At 55.3% G+C, this 23725-nt stretch carries 21 protein-coding genes and 1 pseudogene; 3 read left to right on the forward strand and 19 right to left on the reverse strand.

From position 1 onward, the window contains the following. Window positions 1-80 precede the first annotated feature (80 nt). The 3 genes from coaE to yacG are packed head-to-tail and all read left to right on the forward strand — an operon-like array spanning window position 81 to window position 1648. Complete coding sequence (coaE, locus tag ENTMO_RS0102465) at window positions 81-701, forward strand: dephospho-CoA kinase (RefSeq protein ID WP_010426956.1); 621 nt, start codon at window positions 81-83, stop codon at window positions 699-701. Next, window positions 701-1444: a cell division protein ZapD gene (gene zapD / locus ENTMO_RS0102470; protein ID WP_010426958.1), complete on the forward strand. Its 744-nt coding sequence runs from the start codon at window positions 701-703 to the stop codon at window positions 1442-1444. Before coaE ends, zapD begins: the two co-directional genes overlap by 1 nt. A 9-nt stretch (window positions 1445-1453) precedes the next feature. Then, a complete protein-coding gene (gene yacG / locus ENTMO_RS0102475; RefSeq protein WP_010426960.1) occupies window positions 1454-1648 on the forward strand; it encodes a DNA gyrase inhibitor YacG in 195 nt (64 codons plus the stop codon). 34 nt (window positions 1649-1682) lie between these two features. On the opposite strand, the gene mutT is transcribed toward yacG, so the two are convergent. From mutT to mraZ, 19 genes and pseudogenes are all read right to left on the reverse strand, one after another. Beyond that, a complete protein-coding gene (gene mutT / locus ENTMO_RS0102480; protein WP_010426962.1) occupies window positions 1683-2075 on the reverse strand; it encodes an 8-oxo-dGTP diphosphatase MutT in 393 nt (130 codons plus the stop codon). Window positions 2076-2132: 57 nt separating this feature from the next. Further along, window positions 2133-4838 (reverse strand): annotated as a pseudogene (secA, locus tag ENTMO_RS23675) (preprotein translocase subunit SecA). Between the two features lie 59 nt (window positions 4839-4897). Beyond that, on the reverse strand, window positions 4898-5401 hold the full coding sequence (gene secM, locus ENTMO_RS0102490; protein ID WP_029484933.1) for a secA translation cis-regulator SecM: 504 nt from the start codon (window positions 5399-5401) through the stop codon (window positions 4898-4900). A gap of 277 nt (window positions 5402-5678) precedes the next feature. Next, window positions 5679-6596: a UDP-3-O-acyl-N-acetylglucosamine deacetylase gene (lpxC, locus tag ENTMO_RS0102495; RefSeq protein ID WP_010426966.1), complete on the reverse strand. Its 918-nt coding sequence runs from the start codon at window positions 6594-6596 to the stop codon at window positions 5679-5681. Window positions 6597-6697: 101 nt separating this feature from the next. Then, window positions 6698-7849 (reverse strand): cell division protein FtsZ, encoded by a 1152-nt coding sequence (gene ftsZ / locus ENTMO_RS0102500; RefSeq protein ID WP_008501978.1) that lies wholly within the window; start codon window positions 7847-7849, stop codon window positions 6698-6700. Between the two features lie 63 nt (window positions 7850-7912). Continuing rightward, window positions 7913-9169, reverse strand: coding sequence for a cell division protein FtsA (gene ftsA, locus ENTMO_RS0102505; RefSeq protein ID WP_010426970.1), 1257 nt, complete (start codon window positions 9167-9169; stop codon window positions 7913-7915). Continuing rightward, window positions 9166-10008 carry a cell division protein FtsQ gene (gene ftsQ, locus ENTMO_RS0102510; RefSeq protein WP_010426973.1) on the reverse strand — a complete coding sequence of 281 codons (843 nt, stop codon included), beginning with the start codon at window positions 10006-10008 and terminating at the stop codon, window positions 9166-9168. The genes ftsA and ftsQ overlap by 4 nt, the downstream gene beginning before the upstream one ends. A 1-nt stretch (window position 10009) precedes the next feature. Then, window positions 10010-10930 carry a D-alanine--D-alanine ligase gene (locus ENTMO_RS0102515; protein WP_010426975.1) on the reverse strand — a complete coding sequence of 307 codons (921 nt, stop codon included), beginning with the start codon at window positions 10928-10930 and terminating at the stop codon, window positions 10010-10012. Beyond that, the gene (murC, locus tag ENTMO_RS0102520; protein WP_010426977.1) at window positions 10923-12398 is read right to left on the reverse strand and encodes a UDP-N-acetylmuramate--L-alanine ligase; all 1476 of its coding nucleotides are present in this window, start codon (window positions 12396-12398) and stop codon (window positions 10923-10925) included. The genes ENTMO_RS0102515 and murC overlap by 8 nt, the downstream gene beginning before the upstream one ends. Before the next feature lie 57 nt (window positions 12399-12455). Continuing rightward, entirely contained in the window at window positions 12456-13520 is a 1065-nt protein-coding gene (gene murG, locus ENTMO_RS0102525; protein WP_010426979.1) for an undecaprenyldiphospho-muramoylpentapeptide beta-N-acetylglucosaminyltransferase, read from the reverse strand. Next, window positions 13517-14761: a cell division protein FtsW gene (ftsW, locus tag ENTMO_RS0102530; protein ID WP_010426981.1), complete on the reverse strand. Its 1245-nt coding sequence runs from the start codon at window positions 14759-14761 to the stop codon at window positions 13517-13519. The genes murG and ftsW overlap by 4 nt, the downstream gene beginning before the upstream one ends. Beyond that, the gene (murD, locus tag ENTMO_RS0102535) at window positions 14761-16077 is read right to left on the reverse strand and encodes a UDP-N-acetylmuramoyl-L-alanine--D-glutamate ligase (RefSeq protein ID WP_010426983.1); all 1317 of its coding nucleotides are present in this window, start codon (window positions 16075-16077) and stop codon (window positions 14761-14763) included. Before murD ends, ftsW begins: the two co-directional genes overlap by 1 nt. A gap of 2 nt (window positions 16078-16079) precedes the next feature. Next, on the reverse strand, window positions 16080-17162 hold the full coding sequence (gene mraY / locus ENTMO_RS0102540; RefSeq protein WP_010426986.1) for a phospho-N-acetylmuramoyl-pentapeptide-transferase: 1083 nt from the start codon (window positions 17160-17162) through the stop codon (window positions 16080-16082). Beyond that, on the reverse strand, window positions 17156-18514 hold the full coding sequence (gene murF, locus ENTMO_RS0102545; RefSeq protein ID WP_010426988.1) for a UDP-N-acetylmuramoyl-tripeptide--D-alanyl-D-alanine ligase: 1359 nt from the start codon (window positions 18512-18514) through the stop codon (window positions 17156-17158). Before murF ends, mraY begins: the two co-directional genes overlap by 7 nt. Then, window positions 18511-19998, reverse strand: coding sequence for a UDP-N-acetylmuramoyl-L-alanyl-D-glutamate--2,6-diaminopimelate ligase (murE, locus tag ENTMO_RS0102550; protein WP_010426989.1), 1488 nt, complete (start codon window positions 19996-19998; stop codon window positions 18511-18513). The genes murF and murE overlap by 4 nt, the downstream gene beginning before the upstream one ends. After that, entirely contained in the window at window positions 19985-21751 is a 1767-nt protein-coding gene (locus ENTMO_RS0102555) for a peptidoglycan glycosyltransferase FtsI (RefSeq protein ID WP_010426990.1), read from the reverse strand. Before ENTMO_RS0102555 ends, murE begins: the two co-directional genes overlap by 14 nt. Window positions 21752-21766: 15 nt before the next feature. Continuing rightward, complete coding sequence (ftsL, locus tag ENTMO_RS0102560; RefSeq protein ID WP_006173860.1) at window positions 21767-22132, reverse strand: cell division protein FtsL; 366 nt, start codon at window positions 22130-22132, stop codon at window positions 21767-21769. After that, complete coding sequence (gene rsmH, locus ENTMO_RS0102565) at window positions 22129-23070, reverse strand: 16S rRNA (cytosine(1402)-N(4))-methyltransferase RsmH (protein WP_010426994.1); 942 nt, start codon at window positions 23068-23070, stop codon at window positions 22129-22131. Before rsmH ends, ftsL begins: the two co-directional genes overlap by 4 nt. 2 nt (window positions 23071-23072) lie before the next feature. Continuing rightward, window positions 23073-23531 carry a division/cell wall cluster transcriptional repressor MraZ gene (gene mraZ / locus ENTMO_RS0102570; protein WP_010426995.1) on the reverse strand — a complete coding sequence of 153 codons (459 nt, stop codon included), beginning with the start codon at window positions 23529-23531 and terminating at the stop codon, window positions 23073-23075. Window positions 23532-23725 lie beyond the last annotated feature (194 nt).

Raw genomic sequence — 23725 nt, forward strand, 5'->3', positions numbered from 1 at the left:
GAGAGCTAAACACTCACGGTAGAAAGTTTGAATTTCAACCAATTGATTTTAATAATGAATAATTCCCAGGATTCGATTTAATGGGGTATATCGTCGCATTAACCGGCGGCATCGGTAGTGGAAAAAGTACCGTTGCGGACGCGTTTTCTCGTCTGGGTATCACGATTATTGATGCCGATATCATTGCCCGTCAGGTGGTAGAGCCAAATACACCCGCACTCAAGGCCATCAAGGCACACTTTGGCCCCGTCATCCTCAATGCGGATGGCACGCTCAATCGCCGCCAGCTTCGTGAATGCATTTTTTCTGATTCTGCAGAAAAAGCCTGGCTTAATGCCCTGCTGCATCCCATTATCCACCAGGAAACCCAGCGTCAGATTGCCGCAGCACGTTCGCCTTATGTGCTCTGGGTCGTTCCACTGTTGGTAGAAAATCAGCTGCAACATAAAGCCGATCGGGTATTGGTGATAGATGTCTCCCCCGAAACGCAAATCCTACGAACCGTGGCGCGGGATCGGGTCTCACGTGAACATGCTGAACACATTCTTGCCGCACAGGCCACGCGCGCTCAGCGCCTTGCCGTTGCGGATGATGTTATTGATAATAACGGCGCACCAGATGCGATTGCATCGGATGTTGCCCGTCTGCACGCGCAGTATCTGACGTTCGCCGCGCAGGCCGTTGCACAGGAAAAACCATAATGTCGACCCACATCCTTTTTGAGCACCCACTTAACGAAAAAATGCGTACCTGGCTGCGCATCGAATTTCTCATTCAACAGCTTTCGCATCATCTGCCTGTTAACGATCATGCCACCGCCCTGCATTTCTTCCGCAACGTTGGCGATCTGCTGGATGTGATTGAACGCGGCGATGTCCGCACAGAATTGCTCAAAGAGCTGGAGCGCCAGCAGCGTAAATTACAGGCATGGACAGAAGTGCCAGGCGTAGACCAGAGCCGTATCGACGCGCTCCGCCAGCAGTTGAAAAGCAGCAGTGCCATTTTGATGGCCGCGCCGCGCGTCGGGCAGTTTTTGCGTGAAGATCGCCTGATCGCTCTGGTGCGCCAGCGTCTCAGCATCCCTGGCGGTTGCTGCAGCTTCGACCTGCCGACTCTGCACATGTGGCTTCATATGCCGCAGGCACAGCGTGATGCGCAGGTGAACAGCTGGCTGGCAAGCCTGGAGCCAATGAATCAAACGCTCTCGCTGATCCTCGATCTTATCCGTAACTCAGCCCCGTTCCGCAAGCAAACCAGCCTGAACGGTTTCTACCAGGATAACGGGGATGATGCCGATCTGTTACGCCTGAATTTATCGCTGGGTGAGCAGCTTTACCCGCAAATTTCGGGGCATAAGAGTCGTTTTGCGATTCGCTTTATGCCGCTGGACAGTGAAAATGGCACCGTGCCGGAACGCCTCGATTTTGAACTGGCCTGTTGTTAAGGAGTGCCGATGTCTGACGTAACCACCGTAAACTGCCCCACCTGTGGCAAAACCGTTGTCTGGGGCGAAGTGAGCCCATTTCGCCCATTCTGCTGCAAGCGCTGCCAGCTCATTGACTTGGGCGAATGGGCCGCGGAAGAGAAACGCATTCCAAGCGAAGGCGATCTCTCTGACAGTGATGACTGGAGCGAAGAGCAGCGATAGCCTTTAATGCCTGCTCGCGCTTCGCTTAGCAGGCCTACAAGTTGCCCGTCAGGCGTGATATGACGGGCGCATTTGCCGGAGGAAATTTGTCGGCATCACTTGCCTTTAGCTCAACCCAGTTACCCGGCTGTCCCTCTTTCCCCCAGGGCTCACCTTCCCAGCTTTCCACCAGCCAGAACCACAGCGTGATGTGCCTGTCCGGGAACTGGTATTCGAGCTTATCAAACAGCGTTGCGCCAAACGGGGTGATCCCCACCTCTTCCTGAAGCTCCCGAACCAGCGCCTGTTCCGGCGTTTCACCCGACTCGATTTTTCCGCCAGGAAACTCCCACTTGTTCGCCATATGGGCGTCGGCAGCGCGCTGGGTGATGAAAATTTGGTTTTGCGGGTTGCGAATAATTCCGACGGCAATTTGCAGTGTTTTCATATTGTGACTTCCATAAAAAAGGCGCAGTAATCTGCGCCTTTTCGAGTTGTTAACGTCTTAGCTCAGACGGCCGTGGCACGCCTTGTACTTTTTACCGGAACCACATGGGCACGGATCGTTACGACCCACTTTACGATCGCCAGTCTGCGCTGCGATCGCCGCTGCGGCTTCGCTTTCGTCAGTCTGGTGACTCAGCTGTTGCATCTGTGCCAGACGCTCAGCTTCTTCACGACGCTGCTGCTCCATCGCTTCTACTTCTTCCGGCATACGCACCTGGACTTTGCTCAGGGTGCTGATGACTTCATACTTCAGCGATTCCAGCATAGCGGCAAACATAGAGAAGGATTCACGCTTGTACTCCTGCTTCGGATCTTTCTGCGCATAGCCGCGCAGGTGGATACCCTGGCGCAGGTAGTCCATCGCCGCCAGATGCTCTTTCCACAGGGAGTCGAGCGTCTGCAGCATCACGCCTTTTTCGAAGTGACGCATCATCTCTTCGCCAACGACCTCTTCCTTACGCTTGTACACGTCCAGAGCAGTTTCGAAGATACGTTCACGCAGCGTCTCTTCGTGCAGCTCAGGCTCTTTGTCCAGCCACTCTTTGATTGGCAGTTCAAGCTCGAAATCATTTTTCAGACGTTCCTGCAGACCTTCGATATCCCACATTTCCTCCAGAGACTGCGGAGGAATATGCGCATCGATAGTCGCTTTGAACACGTCTTCACGGATACTGTTGATGGTTTCACTCACGTCGGACACGTCCAGCAGTTCGTTACGCTGGGTATAGATTGCACGACGCTGATCGTTGGCAACATCATCATATTCCAGCAGTTGCTTACGAATATCGAAGTTACGGCTTTCCACTTTACGCTGCGCGTTAGCAATCGCTTTGGTGACCCATGGGTGTTCAATCGCTTCGCCAGGCTTCATACCCAGCTTACGCATCATGCCGGACACGCGGTCGGAGGCAAAAATACGCATCAGCGCATCTTCCATAGATAGATAGAAGCGAGAAGAACCGGCATCACCCTGACGGCCCGCACGGCCACGCAGCTGGTTATCGATACGACGAGATTCGTGACGCTCGGTACCAATGATGTGCAGACCACCGGATGCCAGCACGGCATCGTGACGCACCTGCCAGTCGGCTTTGATCTGCGCAATTTGTTCTGGGGTTGGGTTTTCCAGCTCCGCCACTTCGGCCTGCCAGCTACCGCCCAGCATAATATCGGTACCACGACCCGCCATGTTGGTCGCGATGGTCACGGCCGCCGGATAACCCGCCTGCGCAACGATATCTGCTTCTTTGGCGTGGAATTTGGCGTTAAGAACGTTGTGCTTAATGCCCGCTTTGGTCAACTCGTTGGAAACCACTTCGGATTTCTCAATGGAGATGGTCCCCACCAGTACCGGCTGGCCTGCCGCGGTACGATCGCGAATATCTTCGATGATCGCCTGAATTTTTTCCGCTTCAGTCATGTACACCAGATCCGGCATATCCTTACGGATCATCGGACGGTTGGTAGGAACAACCACGGTATCCAGCTTGTAAATAGAGCTGAATTCAAACGCTTCGGTATCTGCAGTACCGGTCATCCCTGCCAGCTTCTCGTACAGACGGAAGTAGTTCTGGAAGGTAATAGACGCCAGCGTCTGGTTTTCGTTTTGAATATCAACGCCTTCTTTCGCTTCAACCGCCTGGTGCAGACCGTCAGACCAGCGACGCCCTTGCATAGTACGGCCGGTATGTTCATCAACGATGATCACTTCACCGTCTTTAACGATGTAATCAACATCGCGAGTGAACAGCGCGTGCGCGCGCAGTGCGGCCGTCACGTGGTGCATCAACATGATGTTAGTTGGAGAGTAAAGAGACTCACCCTCTTCCATAATGCCCTGAGCCACCAGCAGTTCTTCAATCTTAACCAGACCACGTTCGGTCAGGTTAACCTGGCGCGCTTTTTCATCAACAGAGAAGTGACCTTCACCCTGGAAGGTATCTGAGTCTTCTTTCTCCTGACGCAGCAGGTGCGGAATGATTTTGTCGACTTTACGGTACATTTCAGAGCTGTCTTCGGCCGGACCGGAGATGATCAGCGGGGTACGCGCTTCATCGATCAGGATGGAATCCACCTCATCCACCAGCGCATAGTGCAGCTTGCGCTGTACGCGCTCTTCAGGGCTGAACGCCATGTTGTCGCGCAGGTAGTCGAAGCCGTATTCGTTGTTGGTGCCCTAGGTGATGTCTGCGTTATACGCTTCACGCTTGGCTGGTGCAGGCAGACCGGACATGTTGATGCCCACGGTCAAGCCTAAGAATTCAAACAGCGGACGGTTGTTTTCGGCGTCACGCTGTGCCAGATAGTCGTTGACGGTAACGACGTGAACGCCTTTACCGGTCAGTGCGTTCAGGTAAGCGGGCAGCGTCGCGGTCAGGGTTTTACCTTCACCGGTACGCATTTCCGCGATGCAGCGCTCGTTGAGCACCATACCACCCAGCAGCTGCACGTCGAAGTGACGCATACCGAAAACACGTTTACTCGCTTCACGCACGACAGCGAACGCTTCCGGGATCAGGCTTTCCAGGGTTTCGCCTTTTTCCAGACGCGCGCGGAACTCCGCCGTTTTCGCCTTCAGCTCGTCATCTGACAGCTTTTCCATCGCCGGTTCCATACCGTTGATGACGGCAACAGCTTTACGCATACGGCGCAGGGTACGATCGTTACGACTACCAAAAACTTTGGTTAATAATTTGATTAACATAATAAATTCTCAAACGCCCCAGATGGGCAGATAAATTAAGGTATTGAAATAAGGTTAATTTAGCTGAGGCGTTGCGGTCCGGCACGGATGCCGTGAACCTGGCTTATCCATGTCGAGACAGAAAATGTGGCTGGCGGAATGAATGCGAATTGTGCCGTCTGACGAACCATGACCGGCGGCTGGCTGTCCTGCGTGAGCAGCGCGTTGAGCGTGTCCAGCAGAGCAAGATGCTGAGCCTGAACCGGCAGCGTCTCTTCAGCAACAGGCATGGTCTGCGGTGCCATCGCGAAGGACAGATGGCGGATAACCGTGCGGATGGCGTGTTGATGCCAGTAATCAACCGAGAAGTTTGGGCGGCGATTCGCTTCAAGCAGTGCGAGGTTGGTAAAATTAACCCGCGTGGTGAGATCGTGCTTGGTGGTGGAGGTTTTTGTTGGTGTTGCCGCTTCAGCACTGTTGCTGAGCGCAGGCAAGCCGAGGCTCGCCGCGACCATCCCCAATAAGAGATGCGGCCAGAAGTAACGTCTGCCAAATTGTCGCCAGCGCGTCAGTATTCCGCTCACCTGCTCCACCCAATAAGCCAGCCTTGCAGAGGCTGAGTTCAGTTCTTCTTTTTAGCGCCCAGATATTACCACTAAAGCCAATGCGCAGCAGCAGGAATGACGTAATGCAGCAGGGAAAAACGGTCAAGAATGCAGCTAACGCACAGATTTTCTACGCCAGACGGGCGTGAGGATAAACCGGGGAAAACAAAGAAGTGTAAAAATAAAAACGACTGGCCTTCCTGGTCGGAGAGAGTACCAGGTTAACCAGTCGATTTTTTACGAACGGTATAGACCGTTACGCCAGAACCATGTTTGGTGCTTTGAAGGCCAGCGGCAGTTCAGCTTCGTCTTCAAAGGTCACATATTCCCAGGCTTCCTGTTTTGCCAGGACGGCCTGCAACAATTTGTTGTTCAGCGCATGACCGGATTTAAACGCGGTAAATGCACCAATGATGTTGTGACCACACATAAACAGGTCGCCGATCGCATCCAGCATTTTGTGACGAACGAATTCATCTTCAAAACGCAGGCCGTCTTCGTTCAATACGCGATAATCGTCAACAACGATGGCACAATCGAAGCTACCGCCCAGGCACAGGCCGCGGGACTGCAGATATTCGATATCACGCATAAAGCCGAACGTACGAGCACGGCTGATCTGACGCATAAACGCATCAGCAGAGAAGTTCATCGCATAGCGCTGAGTGCTGGAGTCAATCGCCGGGTGGTTAAAGTCGATGGTAAAGTCCAACGAGAAACCATTGTACGGTTTGAATTCAGCCCACTTGTCGCCATCTTCGACACGAACGGTCTCTTTGATGCGAACAAATTTCTTCGCGCAGTTCAGTTCTTCGATGCCGGCATCCAGCAACAGATAGACGAACGGTGCAGCACTACCATCCATGATCGGGATTTCTGGTGCATCGACTTCAACAATAATGTTGTCGATACCCAGACCCGCCAGGGCGGCGTTCAGGTGCTCTACGGTAGAAATCCGCACGTCATGCTCGTTCACCAGGCAAGTACAGAGCATTGTATCACGCACAGATTTGGCATCGGCCGGAAAATCTACCGGTGGATTCAAGTCGGTGCGACGATAGATGACCCCGGTATTGGCCGGCGCAGGGCGAAGCGTCAGGGTGACCTTCTTGCCGGTATGTAAACCGACACCAGTCGCCTGAACGATACGTTTAAGTGTCCTTTGTTTGATCATCGTATAATCTCGCCAAATTAACTATCCAACCGAGAGTGTATATCACTAACGGTGGGCCAGTTTAGCACAAAGAGCGAAAATCCCCAAATTCCAGCCAATTCCTAGTCAGCTTGCTTACGCAGGAACGCCGGGATATCCAGATAATCTGGCTCTTTTGCCGTTTGTGGAGTCGGGTCGTTTACCACTTTCGCGGCCGGTTTCTGCTCCTGAGTCAGTGGAGACATACCGTGCTGCTGGTAACGATCCATCACCGGCTGCTGAGTCTGTTTGTTGGTGACCAGCGTGATCTCAGGACGCTTGTCCATACCGATACCGGTGGCAACAACAGTGACGCGCAGTTCGTCGTTCATTTCCGGGTCAAGGGAGGTACCGATTACCACGGTAGCGTTGTCAGAGGCGAACGCACGGATGGTGTTACCCACGGTTTCGAACTCATCCAGACGCAGGTCAAAGCCAGCGGTAATGTTGACCAGCACGCCGCGCGCACCAGACAGATCGATATCTTCCAGCAGTGGAGAAGAGATAGCCATTTCAGCCGCTTCTTCTGCACGGTCTTCACCGCTCGCCACGCCAGAGCCCATCATCGCGTAGCCCATTTCGGACATCACGGTACGAACGTCTGCAAAGTCAACGTTCATCAGACCAGGGCGGGTAATCAGTTCAGCGATACCCTGCACCGCACCTTTCAGCACGTCGTTTGCTGCGCCAAAGGCGTCCAGCAGGGAAATACCGCGACCCAGAACTTTCAGCAGTTTATCGTTCGGGATGGTAATCAGAGAGTCCACATGTTTGGACAGCTCGGTGATACCCTGCTCCGCGAAAGCCATACGCTTCTTGCCTTCGAAGTTGAAAGGCTTGGTCACGACAGCAACGGTCAGGATACCTAAATCTTTTGCCACTTCAGCCACTACAGGTGCTGCACCAGTACCGGTACCGCCGCCCATGCCCGCTGCGATGAAGACCATATCCGCACCTTCCAGTGCAGCACGCAGGGCTTCACGATCTTCTTCAGCCGCGTTGCGACCGACTTCCGGGTTAGCCCCAGCGCCCAGCCCTTTGGTGATGCCACCGCCGATCTGGATAGTCTGGCCAACTGCCGTCTTACGCAGTGCCTGCGCATCGGTGTTAACTGCAAAGAATTCAACACCTTCAATGCGTTCACGCACCATATGCTCTACGGCGTTACCGCCGCCGCCACCGACGCCGATGACTTTAATCACCGCGTCGTTGGTCAGTTCCATAGGTTCAAACATAATTTCTCTCTCCGTTGTGCCTGTCGCCCGAGACCGCTAATTCTCTCCGGTCTCTTAAAAAAATTAAAACTCTTTTCGCAACCAGGTGTTAAGTCGTTTGACCCACGACCCCACCGAGACGCGTTTTTCCACTTCTGCTTCACCACTCAAATGGGATTCTTTCCCGTAGTGCAGCAGGCCCACGGCCGTTGAATAATACGGCTCCTGAGCGTAATCCGTTAAACCGGTGATATTCAGCGGCGCACCAATACGCACCTGCGTATGGAACACGCGCTGAGCGCAGGCCGCAAGACCTTCAATTTGCGCTGCCCCGCCGGTTAATACAATCCCCGCCGCAAGATGATGCTTAACACCCTGCTGACGAAGCTGTTCCTGTAACTGCAAAATCTCTTCGTTGACCAGGTTGAGCAGCTCGGTATAGCGCGGCTCAATTACCTCTGCCAGCGTCTGGCGCTGCAGGCTGCGCGGTGGACGACCACCTACGCTCGGCACTTCAACGCTCTCATCTTTGCCCACGATAGAACCCAGTGCGCAACCGTGGCGGACTTTAATGGCCTCTGCATCGCTCGGTGGCGTACCAAAGGCGTAGGCAATATCGCTGGTCACAACGTTCCCTGCGTAAGGGATCACTTTGGTGTGGCGCAACGCGCCGCCGGTATAGACAGCCATGTCCATTGTACCACCACCAATATCGACCACACAGACGCCCAGTTCACGTTCATCTTCGGTCAGCACGGAATAACTCGCGGCCAGACCGGCGAAAATAAGTTGGTCAACTTTCAGTCCACAACGTTCAACGGCTTTAACGATGTTCTTCGCCATATCGTTGTGACATGTGATCAGGTGCACTTTTGCCTGCATACGTACGCCGGAAAGACCCACCGGGTTCTTAATCCCTTCCTGGTAGTCGATCGCATATTCCTGCGGGATCACGTGCAGTACGCGATGCTCATCGCGGACGCGCACGGACTTCGCCGTATGCACAACATTCTCTACATCTTCCTGCGTCACTTCTTCTTCTGAAATCGGCACCATACCGATTTCGTTCTGGCAGCTGATGTGCTTGCCAGAAAGGGCCAGATAGACAGAAGAAATCTGGCAATCTGCCATTAATTCAGCCTGATCGATGGCGCGCTGAACGCATTTCACCACCGACTCAAGGTCGTTTACCCCACCTTTATCCATACCACGGGATGGGCAACTCCCCACGCCAATGATATTGACCATACCGTCGGGCAGAACTTCCCCTACTAAAGCGGCAACCTTCGCGGTGCCAATCTCCAGTCCAACTACCAGTTTTCTGTCCGTCGCCTTGATCATTGTTGTTCTGCCTGTACCTGTGCCTGATTCTGTTGCTGATTAGGTTCCTCGACCGGAGCCGGCTCCCAACCGACTGCTGCGCCTGAGTCATAGCGCAAATCAACGTAGCTTATCCGTTTGCCGTCCGTCTGCGCCTGCTGCTGTAAAACCGGGTAAAGTTCTACAAATCGCGCCAGACGTTTCATTGTGTCGCCGCGGCCAAGGTTGAGCTTGATCCCGTTCGTTAACGTCAGTTGCCAGGAGCGGCGCGCCGTCATTGCGGCATCTTTTAACGTAAAGCGATCCTTAGCCAGCACCTGCCCCATCTCGCGGAAACCTTGTAACACTTCGTTTTCGCTGCCTTCAGGGCCATACAACATCGGTAAATTTTGCTTGTTGACGCGATCGCTTGGGACGCTGAAGGAATTTCCGTCTACGTCTACCATGTGCTGATCATTCCAACGCGCAATGGGCACATATTCAACCAGATGAATCTTCAATTCATCAGGCCATTGCTTTCTTACACTCGCCTGTTTTATCCACGGCAGACGTTCAATCTGGCTCTGGATAATATTGACGTCCTGGGTCATAAAGGTGCCAGGTGAGCCCAGGGCCAGAATAGACTGGCGAATATCATCGTTACGCGTATAGTGACGCTCGCCGGTCACCACCAGCTTAGAGAGCGGTAAACGCTGCGCATCTTCCATCCAGCCCAGCACCATCCAGCCGCTGATAAACACGGTGCACAGCACCCCGAGCAGGAAGATAATCCCTGCAAGACGCGTTCCATTACTCCGGCGTGAAGACGTATATTCTTCCTCTTCATCGCGGTTGCGCGTGTTCAATGCAGCCTGAGACATATCAGCCCGCCTGGTCCAGAATACGTACGACTAACTGCGAGAAGCTCATCCCCGCCTGACGCGCTGCCATCGGCACAAGGCTATGGCTCGTCATACCTGGAGAGGTGTTGGCTTCCAACAGGTAAAATTGCCCGTCACCGTCGAGCATGACATCAATGCGTCCCCAACCACGGCAGCCTAAAACATTCCAGGCTTTGAGCACCAGAGACTGTAAATCGGCTTCACGTTCTGCTTCAAGACCACTTGGACAGAAATATTGCGTCTCATCAGAGAGATACTTCGCCTCATAATCATAGAAGACTCCGGCAGGTTGGATACGAATTGACGGTAAAATTTCTTCGCCAAGCATCGCAACAGTAAATTCCGGTCCGCTGAGCCATTTTTCAATCAGAACTTCTTCATCATGTTGAAATGCCAATGTTAAAGCGGCAGATAAATCCTCAGCTTTATCGACTTTAGACATCCCCACGCTCGACCCTTCACGGCTCGGCTTAACAATAACCGGTAAGCCCAGCGCGGCAATGCGTGTATTAACGCTGTCCGACAGGCCCAATTCAAATGCAGTACGCGTCAGAGCAACCCATGGCGCAACGGGGAGACCCGCGCCCTGCCACAGCAGTTTGCTGCGCAGTTTATCCATGGAGATGGCAGACGCCATCACGCCGCTGCCGGTATACGGCAGGCCGATTAACTCCAGCAGCCCTTGCAATGTACCGTCTTCACCGCCACGGCCGTGCAGCGCAATGAAAACTTTATCGAAGCCCATTGCTTTCAGTTGGGTCACATCAATCTCTTTCGGATCGACCGGATGCGCATCAACGCCACCTTCACGCAGGCCCGCCAGAACGGCAGCGCCTGAATTCAGGGACACTTCGCGCTCGGCGGAGGTGCCGCCAAACAGGACAGCAATCTTATCAGCCATGATGCTCGTCCTCCGGAGTTTGCGGCTTCAGTTTGATTTCGGCTAAGGTACGGGCGATTTTGCCGATATTTCCCGCCCCCTGAATCAGAATCAAATCGTTACCCGTCAGCACCGGCGCGAGAATTTCTGCTGCCTGAGCCGGGTCCGAAACCAGAATCGGGTCCACTTTACCGCGTGCGCGAATGGTTCGACATAACGAACGGCTGTCCGCGCCCGGAATCGCTGTTTCACCCGCAGAATAAACATCCAGCATCAGCAGCGTATCGACCTGCGACAGCACGTTGGCGAAATCGTCGTACAGATCGCGGGTACGGGTGTAGCGGTGGGGCTGGAAAATCATCACCAGATTTTTCTCCGGCCAACCCGCACGAGCCGCTTTGATCGTGGCGTCCACTTCCGTTGGGTGGTGACCGTAATCGTCCACCAGCATCGCGGTACCCGATTTACCGTTCACTGCGTCCAGCGGGAATTCACCAAGGAAGTCGAAGCGACGGCCTGTGCCCTGGAAGCTTTCCAGCGCGCGCAGGATCGCATCATCATCAATGCCTTCTTCCGTCGCTACCGCAACCGCCGCCGCCGCATTCAGGGCGTTATGGCGACCTGGCGCATTCAACGTCACGTGCAGCAATTCTTTGTCCTGACGTGCAAGGGTAAAATGCCCCTGCGCACCAATCTGTTTGTACTCTTCAACACGAACATCAGCATCTTCGCTGAAGCCATAAGTGGTGATTTGACGCCCGACACGCGGCAGCAGCTCGCGGATCACCGGATCGTCTACGCACATTACCGCACGGCCATAGAACGGCAGGCTGCGCAGGAAGTTAATAAACGTCTGCTTTAAGTTTTCGAAGTCGCCCTGGTAAGTATCCATATGGTCAGCTTCGATATTGGTGACAATCGCCACCATCGGCTGCAGGTGCAGGAACGACGCATCGCTCTCATCCGCTTCCGCAATCAGGTAACGGCTGTGGCCCAGACGCGCATGGACACCTGCCGCTTTCACCAGACCACCGTTAACGAACGTCGGGTCCAGACCCGCTTCTGCATAAATGCTGGATACCATCGCCGTGGTTGTGGTTTTACCGTGCGTGCCCGCAACGGCGATACCGTGACGAAAACGCATTAGCTCCGCCAGCATCTCAGCGCGGCGGATCACCGGAATACGCGCTTCATGTGCCGCAACGATTTCCGGGTTGTCAGAGGAGATGGCGCTCGACACCACCACCACGCTCGCATCGCGCACGTTTTCCGGGCGATGGTTGAAATAGATAGTCGCCCCAAGCGACGCCAGCTGCTGCGTTACAGGGTTTGGCGCCAGGTCAGACCCGCTGATCTGATAACCTTCGTTAGCTAACACTTCGGCAATACCGCCCATGCCAGCACCACCGATGCCAACAAAGTGAATGTGCCGGACGCGACGCATCTCGGGCACGATAGAACGCAGTTTTGCCAGTTGTTGTGTATTCATTCTCTAAACGCCATCGACTACTTAAAAATTCGTGCCGCGCTTCACGCGCTGCGAGGGTTAAGCCTGGGCTGCCAGGCTCACTTCTTTTGCCACTCGTTCCGTTGCATCCGGGATAGCCGCCGCGCGTGCGCGCTGTGCCATTTCCAGCAATGCGTCTCTGTTCCAGCCCGCCAGAGTGGTGGCGACCGCATCGGCGGTAAATTGTGGCTGCTCAAAAATCTTCGCGGCACCGGCTTTCTCTAGCGGCAGCGCATTCCAGTACTGCTGTCGGTCTTTGTGCTGGAACGGCACAAACAGCGCTGGCAGACCCGCGGCAGCGATTTCGCTCACCGTTAATGCGCCAGAACGACAGACCACGACATCGGCCCAGGCATAGGCTGCGGCCATATCGTCAATAAATTCCGTTACCTTGTGCTGCGGCTGCCCCGCTTCGGCGTAAGCCTGCTCAACGGTCTGCTGAGCACCTTTACCGCTCTGATGCCAGATGGTCACGGCATCGCCCAGCTTTGCGGCCACCTGCGGCATCGTCTGGTTCAGGATGCGTGCCCCCTGAGAACCACCGACGACCAGCACGCGTACCGGACCTTCACGACCATTCAGGCGAGCGTCAGGCAGCGGCAGCGCCAGCACATCGACGCGCACCGGGTTTCCGACGACGTCTGCTTTCGGGAACGCACCGGGGAATGCCTGCATCCCTTTAGTGGCAATTTTCGCCAGCCACTTGTTGGTCAGCCCGGCGATACCGTTCTGCTCATGCAGCACAACAGGGATGCCCAGGGACCACGCCGCCAGCCCACCAGGACCGGACACGTACCCGCCCATTCCCAGCACCACATCAGGCTTAAACTCCTTCATGATGGTGCGGGCCTGACGCCAGGCGTTAAAAATACGCACCGGTGCCAGCAGCATTGCCTTGAGGCCTTTGCCTCGCAGGCCAGAAATACGAATAAAGTCGATCTCAATACCGTGCTTCGGTACCAGATCGGCCTCCATGCGGTCTGCGGTTCCCAGCCAGCGTACCTGCCAGCCCTGATCCATTAAATGGTGCGCAACCGCCAGCCCCGGGAACACGTGTCCGCCGGTACCGCCTGCCATCACCATTAACCGCTTCGGTTGATTCATCGTGAACCTCGTGTAAACGCCTGGGCTTTCTCCAGACGCGTCTCATAATCTATGCGCAACAAAACCATGATGGCCGTCGACATGATCAACAGACTCGAACCACCATAACTGATCAGCGGCAACGTCAGGCCCTTAGTCGGCAGCATACCCGCTGCGGCCCCGACGTTAACCAATGCCTGGAAGCTAAACCAGATACCAATTGAACAGGCTAAGAAACCTGAGAAGCGGTGATCGATCTCCAGCGCTTTTCGGCCAATCGACATGGCGCGGAAAGCGACGAAGAATACCATTAATAGCGCTAATACCACACCGATATAACCCAGTTCTTCCCCAATAATGGAGAAGATGAAGTCGGTGTGTGCCTCCGGCAAATACTCCAGTTTTTGCACCGAGTTGCCCAGGCCTTGCCCCCAGACTTCACCGCGGCCAAACGCCATCAGCGACTGCGTCAGCTGATAACCGCTGCCGAACGGGTCTTCCCACGGGTTCCAGAACGAGGTCACGCGGCGGATACGGTAAGGCTCGGCGAGGATCAGCAGCACAACCGCCGAAATCCCCATCCCGATAATGGCGATGAACTGCCACAGCTTTGCACCCGCCAGGAACAGCATCGCCAGCGTGGTGACAAACAGTACCACCACGGTACCAAGGTCAGGCTGTGCCAGCAGCAGGATCGCCAACACCAGAATCACGCCCATCGGCTTTAGGAAGCCGCGAAGATTATTACGAACTTCATCAACCTTACGCACCAGGTAGTTCGCCAGGTAGCAGAACAGGGACAGCTTGGTAAATTCCGCAGGCTGAATACGCAGTGGACCAAAGGCGATCCAGCGCGATGCCCCGTTAACGGAGCTCCCGACAACCAGTACAATCAGCAGCATGATAATGGACGCAATCAACATGGCTGTACTGTGCCGCTGCCAGAACGACATCGGCAGACGTAAGGTCACCAGCGCCAGGCAGAACGCCAGAATGATGTACAGCCCGTCACGCTTGGCAAACAGGAAGGGATCGTTAGCCAGACGCTGCCCGACCGGCATGGAGGCCGAGGTCACCATGATAAAGCCGATCGCCGCCAGCCCCAGCGTAAGCCAGAAGAGCATGCGGTCATACATGATCAGGCTATCGGAATCCTTCTCCCGGGAAGCCATCACCCAGCCTTTCAGTGCCGCAAACAGCCACACCAGAATTCCAAATCCTGGCAGGCGCGGCATTTTCAGGCGAGGGAGAGATAAACGCATCAGCCTAACTCCTTCGCCAGGCGGGTAAAGACATCACCACGCTGTTCGAAATTCTTGAATTGATCGAGGCTGGCGCAAGCCGGAGAGAGCAGCACCATGTCGCCTGGCTTCACACGCGGCGCGATCAGGCGCAGCGCCTGTTCCATGGTCTCAGTTTGCTCGGCGATCTCCGGGCGCAGTTCAGCCAACTCGCTGCCGTCACGACCAAAGCAGTACAGGCGGATGTTATCTCCGGAGAGATACTGTTTCAGCGAGGAGAAATCTGCAGATTTTCCATCACCACCCAGCAGCAAATGCAGCGTACCCTCAACGTGAAGACCGTTCAGCGCGGCCTCCGTGCTTCCCACGTTGGTGGCTTTGGAGTCGTTAATCCAGCGCACGCCGTTATGTTCCAGCGCTAACTGGAAGCGGTGCGCCAGACCGGTAAATGTGGTCAGCGCTTTCAGGCTGGAAGAGCGAGGCAGGCCAACGGCATCCGCCAGCGCCAGTGCTGCCAGCGCGTTGGTGTAGTTATGCTGACCGCAAAGCGTCATCTCTTTCACGTTCAGCACTTTTTCACCCTTCACGCGCAGCCAGGTTTCACCCTGCTGACGGTTCAGGTGGTAATCACCCATGGTGATCCCAAAGCTGATGCAGCGGTCATCTGCACCGCGCACCGGCATGGTCAGCGCGTCGTCGGCATTAACCACGCAGACTTTCGCATTTTCATAAATGCGCAGCTTAGCCGCGCGGTACTGCTGCAGACCAAAGGGATACCGGTCCATATGATCTTCAGTCACGTTGAGGATCGTCGCGGCAGCCGCGTGCAGGCTGGAGGTGGTTTCAAGCTGGAAGCTGGAAAGTTCCAGTACGTACAGCTCACAGCCTTTATCCAGCAGCATCAGGGCTGGCAGGCCAATATTGCCGCCAACACCGACGTTCTTACCCGCAGCTTTTGCCATCTCGCCGACAAGCGTAGTGACCGTGCTTTTACCATTTGAGCCGGTAATGGCGATAATCGGAGCCTGCGCTTCGCGGCAGAACAGTTCGATGTCCCCGACAATCTCTACGCCCGCATCGGATGCGGCGCTGAGTGATGGGTGCGCCAGCGCCATACCCGGGCTGGCAACAATCAGATCGGCGGCCAGCAGCCAGTCATCATTCAGACCACCAAGGTGGCGTTCAACCTGTTCCGGCAGTTTGTCCAGACCCGGCGGAGAGACACGCGTATCCATCACGCGTGGCGTGACGCCGCGCGCAAGGAAAAAGTCCACGCAGGAAAGGCCCGTGAGGCCCAACCCGATGATAACGACTTTTTTACCCTGGTAATCTGCCATGATTAACGTACCTTCAGCGTTGCCAGGCCAATCAGCACCAGCATCAGCGAAATAATCCAGAAGCGCACAATCACGCGCGGTTCCGGCCAGCCTTTCAGTTCATAGTGGTGGTGAATCGGCGCCATACGGAAGACGCGCTGGCCGCGCAGCTTGAAGGACCCGACCTGCAAAATCACCGACAGGGTTTCAACCACAAACACGCCGCCCATGATCACCAGCAGGAACTCCTGGCGCAGCAGCACGGCAATAATGCCTAACGCGCCACCCAGCGCCAGTGAACCGACGTCACCCATGAAGACCTGCGCCGGATAGGTGTTAAACCACAGGAAGCCCAGCCCCGCGCCGACAATCGCCGTACAGACGATCACCAGCTCACCCGCGTGGCGCAGGTAAGGGATATGCAGATAGTTGGCAAAGTTCATGTTACCGGTCGCCCAGGCCACCAGCGCAAAACCGCCCGCGACGAAGACGGTCGGCATAATCGCCAGGCCATCCAGACCATCAGTCAGGTTCACCGCGTTACCGGTGCCGACAATCACAAAGTACGCAAGCAGGATATAGAACAGCCCCAACTGCGGCATCACGTCTTTAAAGAACGGCACGACCAGCTCGGTAGCTGGCGTGTCTTTGCCTGCCAGATACAGCGCAAAGGCCACGCCCAGCGCGATGACCGACATCCAGAAATACTTCCAGCGGGCGATCAGGCCCTTGGTGTCTTTGCGTACCACTTTGCGATAGTCATCGACGAAGCCAATGATCCCGTAACCCACCAGAACCGTCAGTACACACCAGACATACGGGTTGGACGGATACGCCCACAGCAGCACGGAAACAACGATCGCGGTCAGGATCATGATCCCGCCCATTGTTGGGGTGCCGCGTTTGCTGAAGTGAGATTCCGGACCGTCGTTACGTACAACCTGGCCGAAAGAGAGCTTTTGCAGACGGGCAATCATGCGCGGGCCCATCCACAACGAGATGAACAGCGCAGTCAGCAGGCTGACAATGGCGCGAAACGTCAGATAGGAAAAGACGTTAAAGCCTGAGTAATATTTGACCAAATGTTCGGCCAGCCAAACTAACATGTCCCGTTCTCCTGTAATGCGTGCACAACCTCTTCCATGGCGGCACTACGTGAACCTTTCACTAACACTGTCACAATTTGTTTTTCTGTAATTAATACTTTAAGGCGCTCAATCAGCGCCGCTTTTTCGGCAAAGTGTTCACCGACGCCGCTGGCATGGCTAATTGCCTGGCTCAGTTTTCCTGCGCTCAGCACGCAATCAATGCCCGCCGCTTTCGCCGCGTCACCGACCTGGGTATGACAGGCTTCGCTTTCATCGCCAAGCTCGGCCATATCGCCGACCACCATCACGCGGTAGCCCGGCATTTCTGACAACACCTGTACCGCCGCCGTCATCGAGCCAACGTTCGCGTTGTAGGAGTCATCCAGCAGCAGTTTGTTTTCCGCAAGCTGAATCGGGAACAGACGCCCCGGCACGGCTTTCAGATTCGCCAGCCCAGCTTTGATCGCATCATGCGACGCGCCAACCGCCATGGACAGCGCCGCCGCCGCAAGCGCATTGGCGATGTTATGACGACCCGGCAGAGGCAGCAGCACATCCACGCCACCCGTTGGAGTGTTGAGGGTGAACTCCGTGCCATGGGACGTTACATGGATATTGGTTGCCGTAAAGTCACTGTTGGCGGCATTCGGTGAGAAGCGCCAGGTCTTACGGGAACCAATAATGCTTTGCCAGTTCAGCCAGTCATTGTTGTCGGCATTCATAATGGCAATACCGTCAACCGGCAGGCCGGTGTAGATCTCGCCTTTGGCTTTCGCCACGCCTTCCAGCGACCCGAAACCTTCCAGATGCGCGGCGGCCAGGTTATTCACCAGCGCCGCCTCCGGACGAGTCAGGCTAACAGTCCAGGCGATTTCGCCCTGGTGGTTTGCCCCTAACTCGATCACCGCAAATTCATGTTCTTTGGTCAGGCGGAGTAATGTCATCGGCACGCCAATGTCATTATTTAGGTTGCCCGCAGTATAAAGTGTGTTCCCGCACTGGCCGAGAATCGCCGCCGTCATCTCTTTTACGGACGTTTTTCCGGACGACCCCGTCAGCGCGACAACGCGAGCCGGAACCTGCTGACGGACCCATGCCGCCAGTTCACCGAATGCCAGACGGGTATCGTCCACCACCAGCTGCGGCAAATCGATATCCAGCCTGCGGCTGACCAGCAGCGCACCTGCGCCGTGCTCTTTGGCCTGCTGTGCAAAATCATGCGCATCAAAACGCTCGCCTTTCAGCGCCACAAACAGACAACCCGCGGTCACTTTGCGGGTATCCGTGGTCACAGCGTCAATGGTCAGATCCTGGCCCAGCAATTCCCCGTGCAGTACCGCAGCGGCCTGGCTTAGCGTGAGGCTAATCATGCCACGACTCCCAGCAGACGAGCTGCCGTCACACGGTCCGAGTAGTCCAGACGACGATTGCCGACAATCTGATAATCTTCATGGCCTTTCCCGGCCAGCAGAACCACATCGTTTTCCCTGGCCTGCATGATGGCGTTGGTCACCGCTTCCGCTCGGCCTTCCACCACGCGAGCACGACCCGCATCCAGCATGCCCGCCAGAATGTCGTTAATGATGGCGCGCGGCTCTTCGGTACGCGGGTTGTCATCGGTCACTACCGGAATATCCGCAAACTGCTCGGCAATAGCGCCCATCAGCGGTCGTTTGCCCTTGTCGCGATCGCCACCGCAGCCAAACACGCACCAGAGCTTACCGGCACAGTGCAGGCGAGCCGCTTCCAGCGCTTTTTCCAGCGCATCCGGCGTGTGGGCGTAGTCGACCACAACCGTCGGTTTACCCGGCGCGCTGAACACTTCCATACGGCCGCAAACAGGCTGCAGTCGCTCAGAGGTTTTCAGCAGGTCGGCCATTGGATAGCCCAGCGCCAGCAGTGTCGCCAGCGCCAGCAGCAGGTTGCTGACGTTAAACGCACCCATCAGGCGGCTTTCAATTTCGCCTTCACCCCAGGAAGAGGCAAAGCGGATTGTCGCCCCGCTGTCGTGGTAATTCACCTCAACGGCCTTCAGCCAGCGGCCGTGGCAGTTCGGATTGATATGGTCTTCCATCGACACCGCAACCGCATCCGGCAGCTTCGCCAGCCAGCGGCGACCGACTTCATCGTCGGCATTGATGATGGCCTGACCGTGATGGTGGGTGGAATAGAGGAGCCATTTCGCGGCTTCGTAGTGCTCCATATCACCGTGGTAATCAAGATGATCGCGGCTCAGGTTGGTAAACACCGAAGCCGCAAATTTCAGCGCGGCCACGCGGTGCTGTACCAGACCGTGTGAAGAGACTTCCATCGCAGCAAAGGTCGCACCCTGCTCTGCCAGCCCGGCAAGCACATGCTGTACGTCAACTGCCGAACCAGTGGTATTTTCCGTCGGGCTCACTTTACCCAGCAGGCCATTACCCACGGTCCCCATGACGGCACCGGTTTCACCCAGCAGTTGCGCCCATTGCGCCATCAGCTGAGTGGTGGTGGTTTTACCGTTGGTGCCCGTCACGCCAACCAAACGTAACTGGTCGGAAGGTTCATGATAGAAACGCCCTGCCAGCGCAGAGAGACGCTCATTTAACTGGCTGAGATAGATAACCGGCCCACCGTGCATTTCACGGATTTCACCGTCGGTTGCCTCATCTTTGGCCTCAGCAATAATGGCAGCAACACCTTGCGCAATCGCCTGCGGGATATAACGACGCCCGTCCGCCTGATGACCGACCACCGCTACAAAAAGATCGCCAGAAGCAGCCACACGGCTGTCCAGTACCATCTCTCGCAGTGCTCGCTCCGGTGCATTTGGCACCCACGGAGCGAGAAGGTCGCGCAAATTACGATCTGCCACCTGTACCCTCGCCTTGATTAATTACAAATTCACTTTTGTCGCCCGTCGCCAGCGCATCCGGTTCAATGTTCATGGTGCGCAATACGCCGCCCATGATGGCCCCGAACACAGGCGCGGAGACGGCGCCGCCGTAGTATTTACCCGCCTGTGGATCGTTAATGACGACCACCAGCGCAAAACGCGGATTGCTTGCAGGCGCTACGCCTGCGGTATAGGCAATGTATTTGTTGATGTAGCGGCCGTCTGGCCCCACTTTTTTCGCTGTACCAGTTTTAATGGCGATGCGGTAGCCTTTGATTGCCGCCTTCACGCCGCCGCCGCCCGGCAGCGCCACGCTTTCCATCATATGCACCACGGTACGAACGGTGGATTCCGGGAAGATACGCTCGCCCGGAACCGGTGGATCAACTTTGGTAATCGACAGGGGGCGATAAACACCATAGCTGCCGATCGTTGCGTAGACTCGCGCTAACTGTAACGGTGTCACCATTAGCCCGTAGCCGAAAGAGAAGGTGGCCCTCTCTATGTCAGACCACCGTTGTTTTTGAGGATATAAGCCACTGCGTTCTCCGACCAACCCCAAATTGGTCGCCTTTCCAAGCCCAAAACGTGAGTAAGTCTCTACTAACGCTGAGGACGGCATCGCTAACGCCAGCTTTGAAACACCGACGTTACTCGACTTCTGTAATACCCCGGTCAGGGTCAATTCGCTGTAGCGCGCCACGTCTTTGATTTCGTGACCGTTAATGCGGTAAGGAATAGTATTCAGTACGGTGTTTTCATTGACGATACCGCGCTGAAGTGCCGTCATGACCACCATCGGCTTAACGGTCGAACCCGGTTCGAACACGTCGGTGATGGTACGGTTACGCATAACATCCTTCTGCGTACCGGTAAGATTGTTAGGGTTGTAGGACGGGCTATTGGCCATCGCCAGCACTTCACCCGTGCTGACATCAACTAACACGGCACTGCCCGATTCCGCTTTGTTAAAGGCCACGGCATTGTTCAGCTCGCGGTAAACCAGCGCCTGTAGCCGCTCATCGATACTCAGTGCAAGGTTGTGTGCGGCCTGGCTGTCGGTTGAGGAAATATCCTCGATCACGCGACCATAGCGGTCTTTGCGTACAATGCGCTCGCCGGGCTGACCGGTGAGCCATTTATCAAAGCTTTTTTCAACACCTTCAATCCCCTGGCTATCAACGTTAGTGAAGCCAATGAGGTGAGCAGTCACTTCGCCGGATGGATAGTACCGGCGGGATTCTTCACGCAGATGTATCCCCGGCAGCTTCAATTTTTTGATGTAATCCGCCATGTCAGGGTTCACCTGACGCGCCAGATAGATAAAGCGCCCTCTCGGGTTTGTATTCACACGTGAAGCTAACTGGTCCAGCGGCATCTTCAGCGCGTCCGCAAGCGCCTTCCAGCGGTTATCAAGCGTGATCCCGCCAGCATCATGCAGCTCTTTCGGATCGGCCCAGATGGCCTTCACCGGCACGCTTACCGCCAGCGGGCGACCGGAGCGATCGGTGATCATCCCGCGAGACGTAGACACTTCCTGCACGCGAAGAGAGCGCATATCACCCTGACGCACCAGCATGTCAGGGGCGATGATTTGCAACCACGCCACGCGTCCCAGCAGGAAACCCAGCGCCAGTAAAATGCAGCCGCAAAGCAACGCAAAACGCCAACTGACAAAGTTGGCCTGTTCTTCCTGACGTTTTGGTTTTAGCGTTTTTGCCGCTGCTTTCATGCGTCGCGTTTTCCCTTATTTTTGTACTACGATATTTTCCTGCGATGGATCAACATGCTGCAGCTGCAGCTTTTCCGTTGCGATCCGTTCAACCCGGCTGTGATCGCCGAGCGCGTTTTCTTCAAGGATCAGATTTCGCCATTCAATATCCAGCGCATCGCGTTCCAGCACCAGCTGCTCGCGTTGCGCAGTCAATAAACGTGTATGGTGGGCTGTTGTCACCACCGTTACGGCCGTCACAATGATGCAAATGAACAAGCAGAGTGGCAGCTTCCCAAACCGCAAAAGATCGTCGCCGATCACGCCAGGCAAGGCATGGCGCTCGTTGCTTCCTAACGATCCCTTAACTTTGCTTAGGGTCTCTGTCACTCTGCCGATCATGCGTTCGTCCTCTCTGCAACTCGCAGCACTGAACTACGGGCACGTGGATTCTCTGCCACCTCTTCTTCGCCCGGCATCAACTTGCCTAATGCTCGCAACTGACGGCCACCCAGCTTCCTGAGTTGTTCTTCCGTCATCGGCAGCCCCGCTGGCACCTGAGGACCGCGGCTCTGTTCACGCATAAAGCGCTTCACAATGCGGTCTTCCAGCGAATGGAAGCTGATGATGGATAACCGCCCACCCGGGGCCAGCACGTCGAGCGAGTTTTTTAGCGCCAGCTCTATTTCCTCCAGTTCACTGTTTACCCAGATACGAACCGCCTGGAAGGTACGGGTCGCGGGATGTTTGTGCTTATCCTTCACCGGTGTTGCAGCTGCAATCACCTCGGCCAACTCTTTGGTACGCGTCATCGGCTCAATGCGGTTTCGTTCAACGATGGCGCGCGCGATACGTTTACCAAAACGCTCTTCACCGAAGGTTTTGATGACCCAGGCGATATCCGCTTCGTCAGCAGTTTGTAACCACTCTGCGGCAGACTGGCCACGCGTCGGATCCATGCGCATGTCCAGTGGACCGTCACGCATGAAGGAGAATCCGCGCTCTGCATCATCAAGCTGAGGTGAAGAGACGCCAAGATCGAGAAGAATTCCGTCGATCTTACCCGTCAGACCGCGCTCAGCTACGTAATCCGCCAGCGCAGAAAAAGGTCCATGCACGATGGAAAAGCGTGGGTCATCGATGGTTTGCGCAACGGCAATCGCCTGCGGATCGCGATCGATTGCCAGCAGACGTCCTTCCGCTCCCAGTTGGGAGAGGATCAGACGCGAGTGGCCACCGCGACCAAAAGTGCCATCAATGTAGATGCCGTCTGGACGAATATTCAGACCGTTAACGGCCTCATCCAGCAACACCGTTGTATGTTTATAATTTTCCATCATATTTATAGAGACAAGTCCTGCAGCCGTTCCGACAATGTTGCGGAATCGGACTGCTCAGCGTCGATATCTTCCTTGACCTGTTGATACCAGGTCGTTTCGTCCCACAGTTCAAACTTATTGAACTGCCCGACCAGCATCACTTCTTTTGTCAGACCCGCATGTTGCCGCAACACAGGCGCAATCAGTAGTCGTCCTGCGTTGTCCATCTGACACTCACTGGCATGTCCCAATAACAACCGCTGTACGCGGCGCTCTTGCGGATTCATGCTCGACAGTCGCGACAGCTTTTGCTCAATAATTTCCCATTCGGGTAAAGGGTAAAGCAGCAGGCAGGGGGAGTTGATGTCAATGGTGCAAACCATTTGACCCGAAGCGTTCTCAATCAGCTGGTCGCGGTATCGGGTTGGTACCGATAAGCGCCCTTTGCTGTCGAGATTGACTAACGTAGCTCCACGGAACATGCCAGCCTCACCCCTCCTCACCACTTTAACCCACAAATTCCCACCTAAAGGAGTTTACGGAGCGATGGAAAAGCTTGTCAAGCCAGGACTCTCTCTATACGGACCCGAAAGCCCTCTATTTACAGAGATAAACAGACCTGGTTAATAACTGCACAACTGGCGAGGCAAAATTAACGTTATGAATATTTGTAAGA

Origin of the sequence: Enterobacter mori LMG 25706, assembly GCF_000211415.1 — a bacterium.
Taxonomy (GTDB): Bacteria; Pseudomonadota; Gammaproteobacteria; order Enterobacterales; family Enterobacteriaceae; genus Enterobacter; species Enterobacter mori.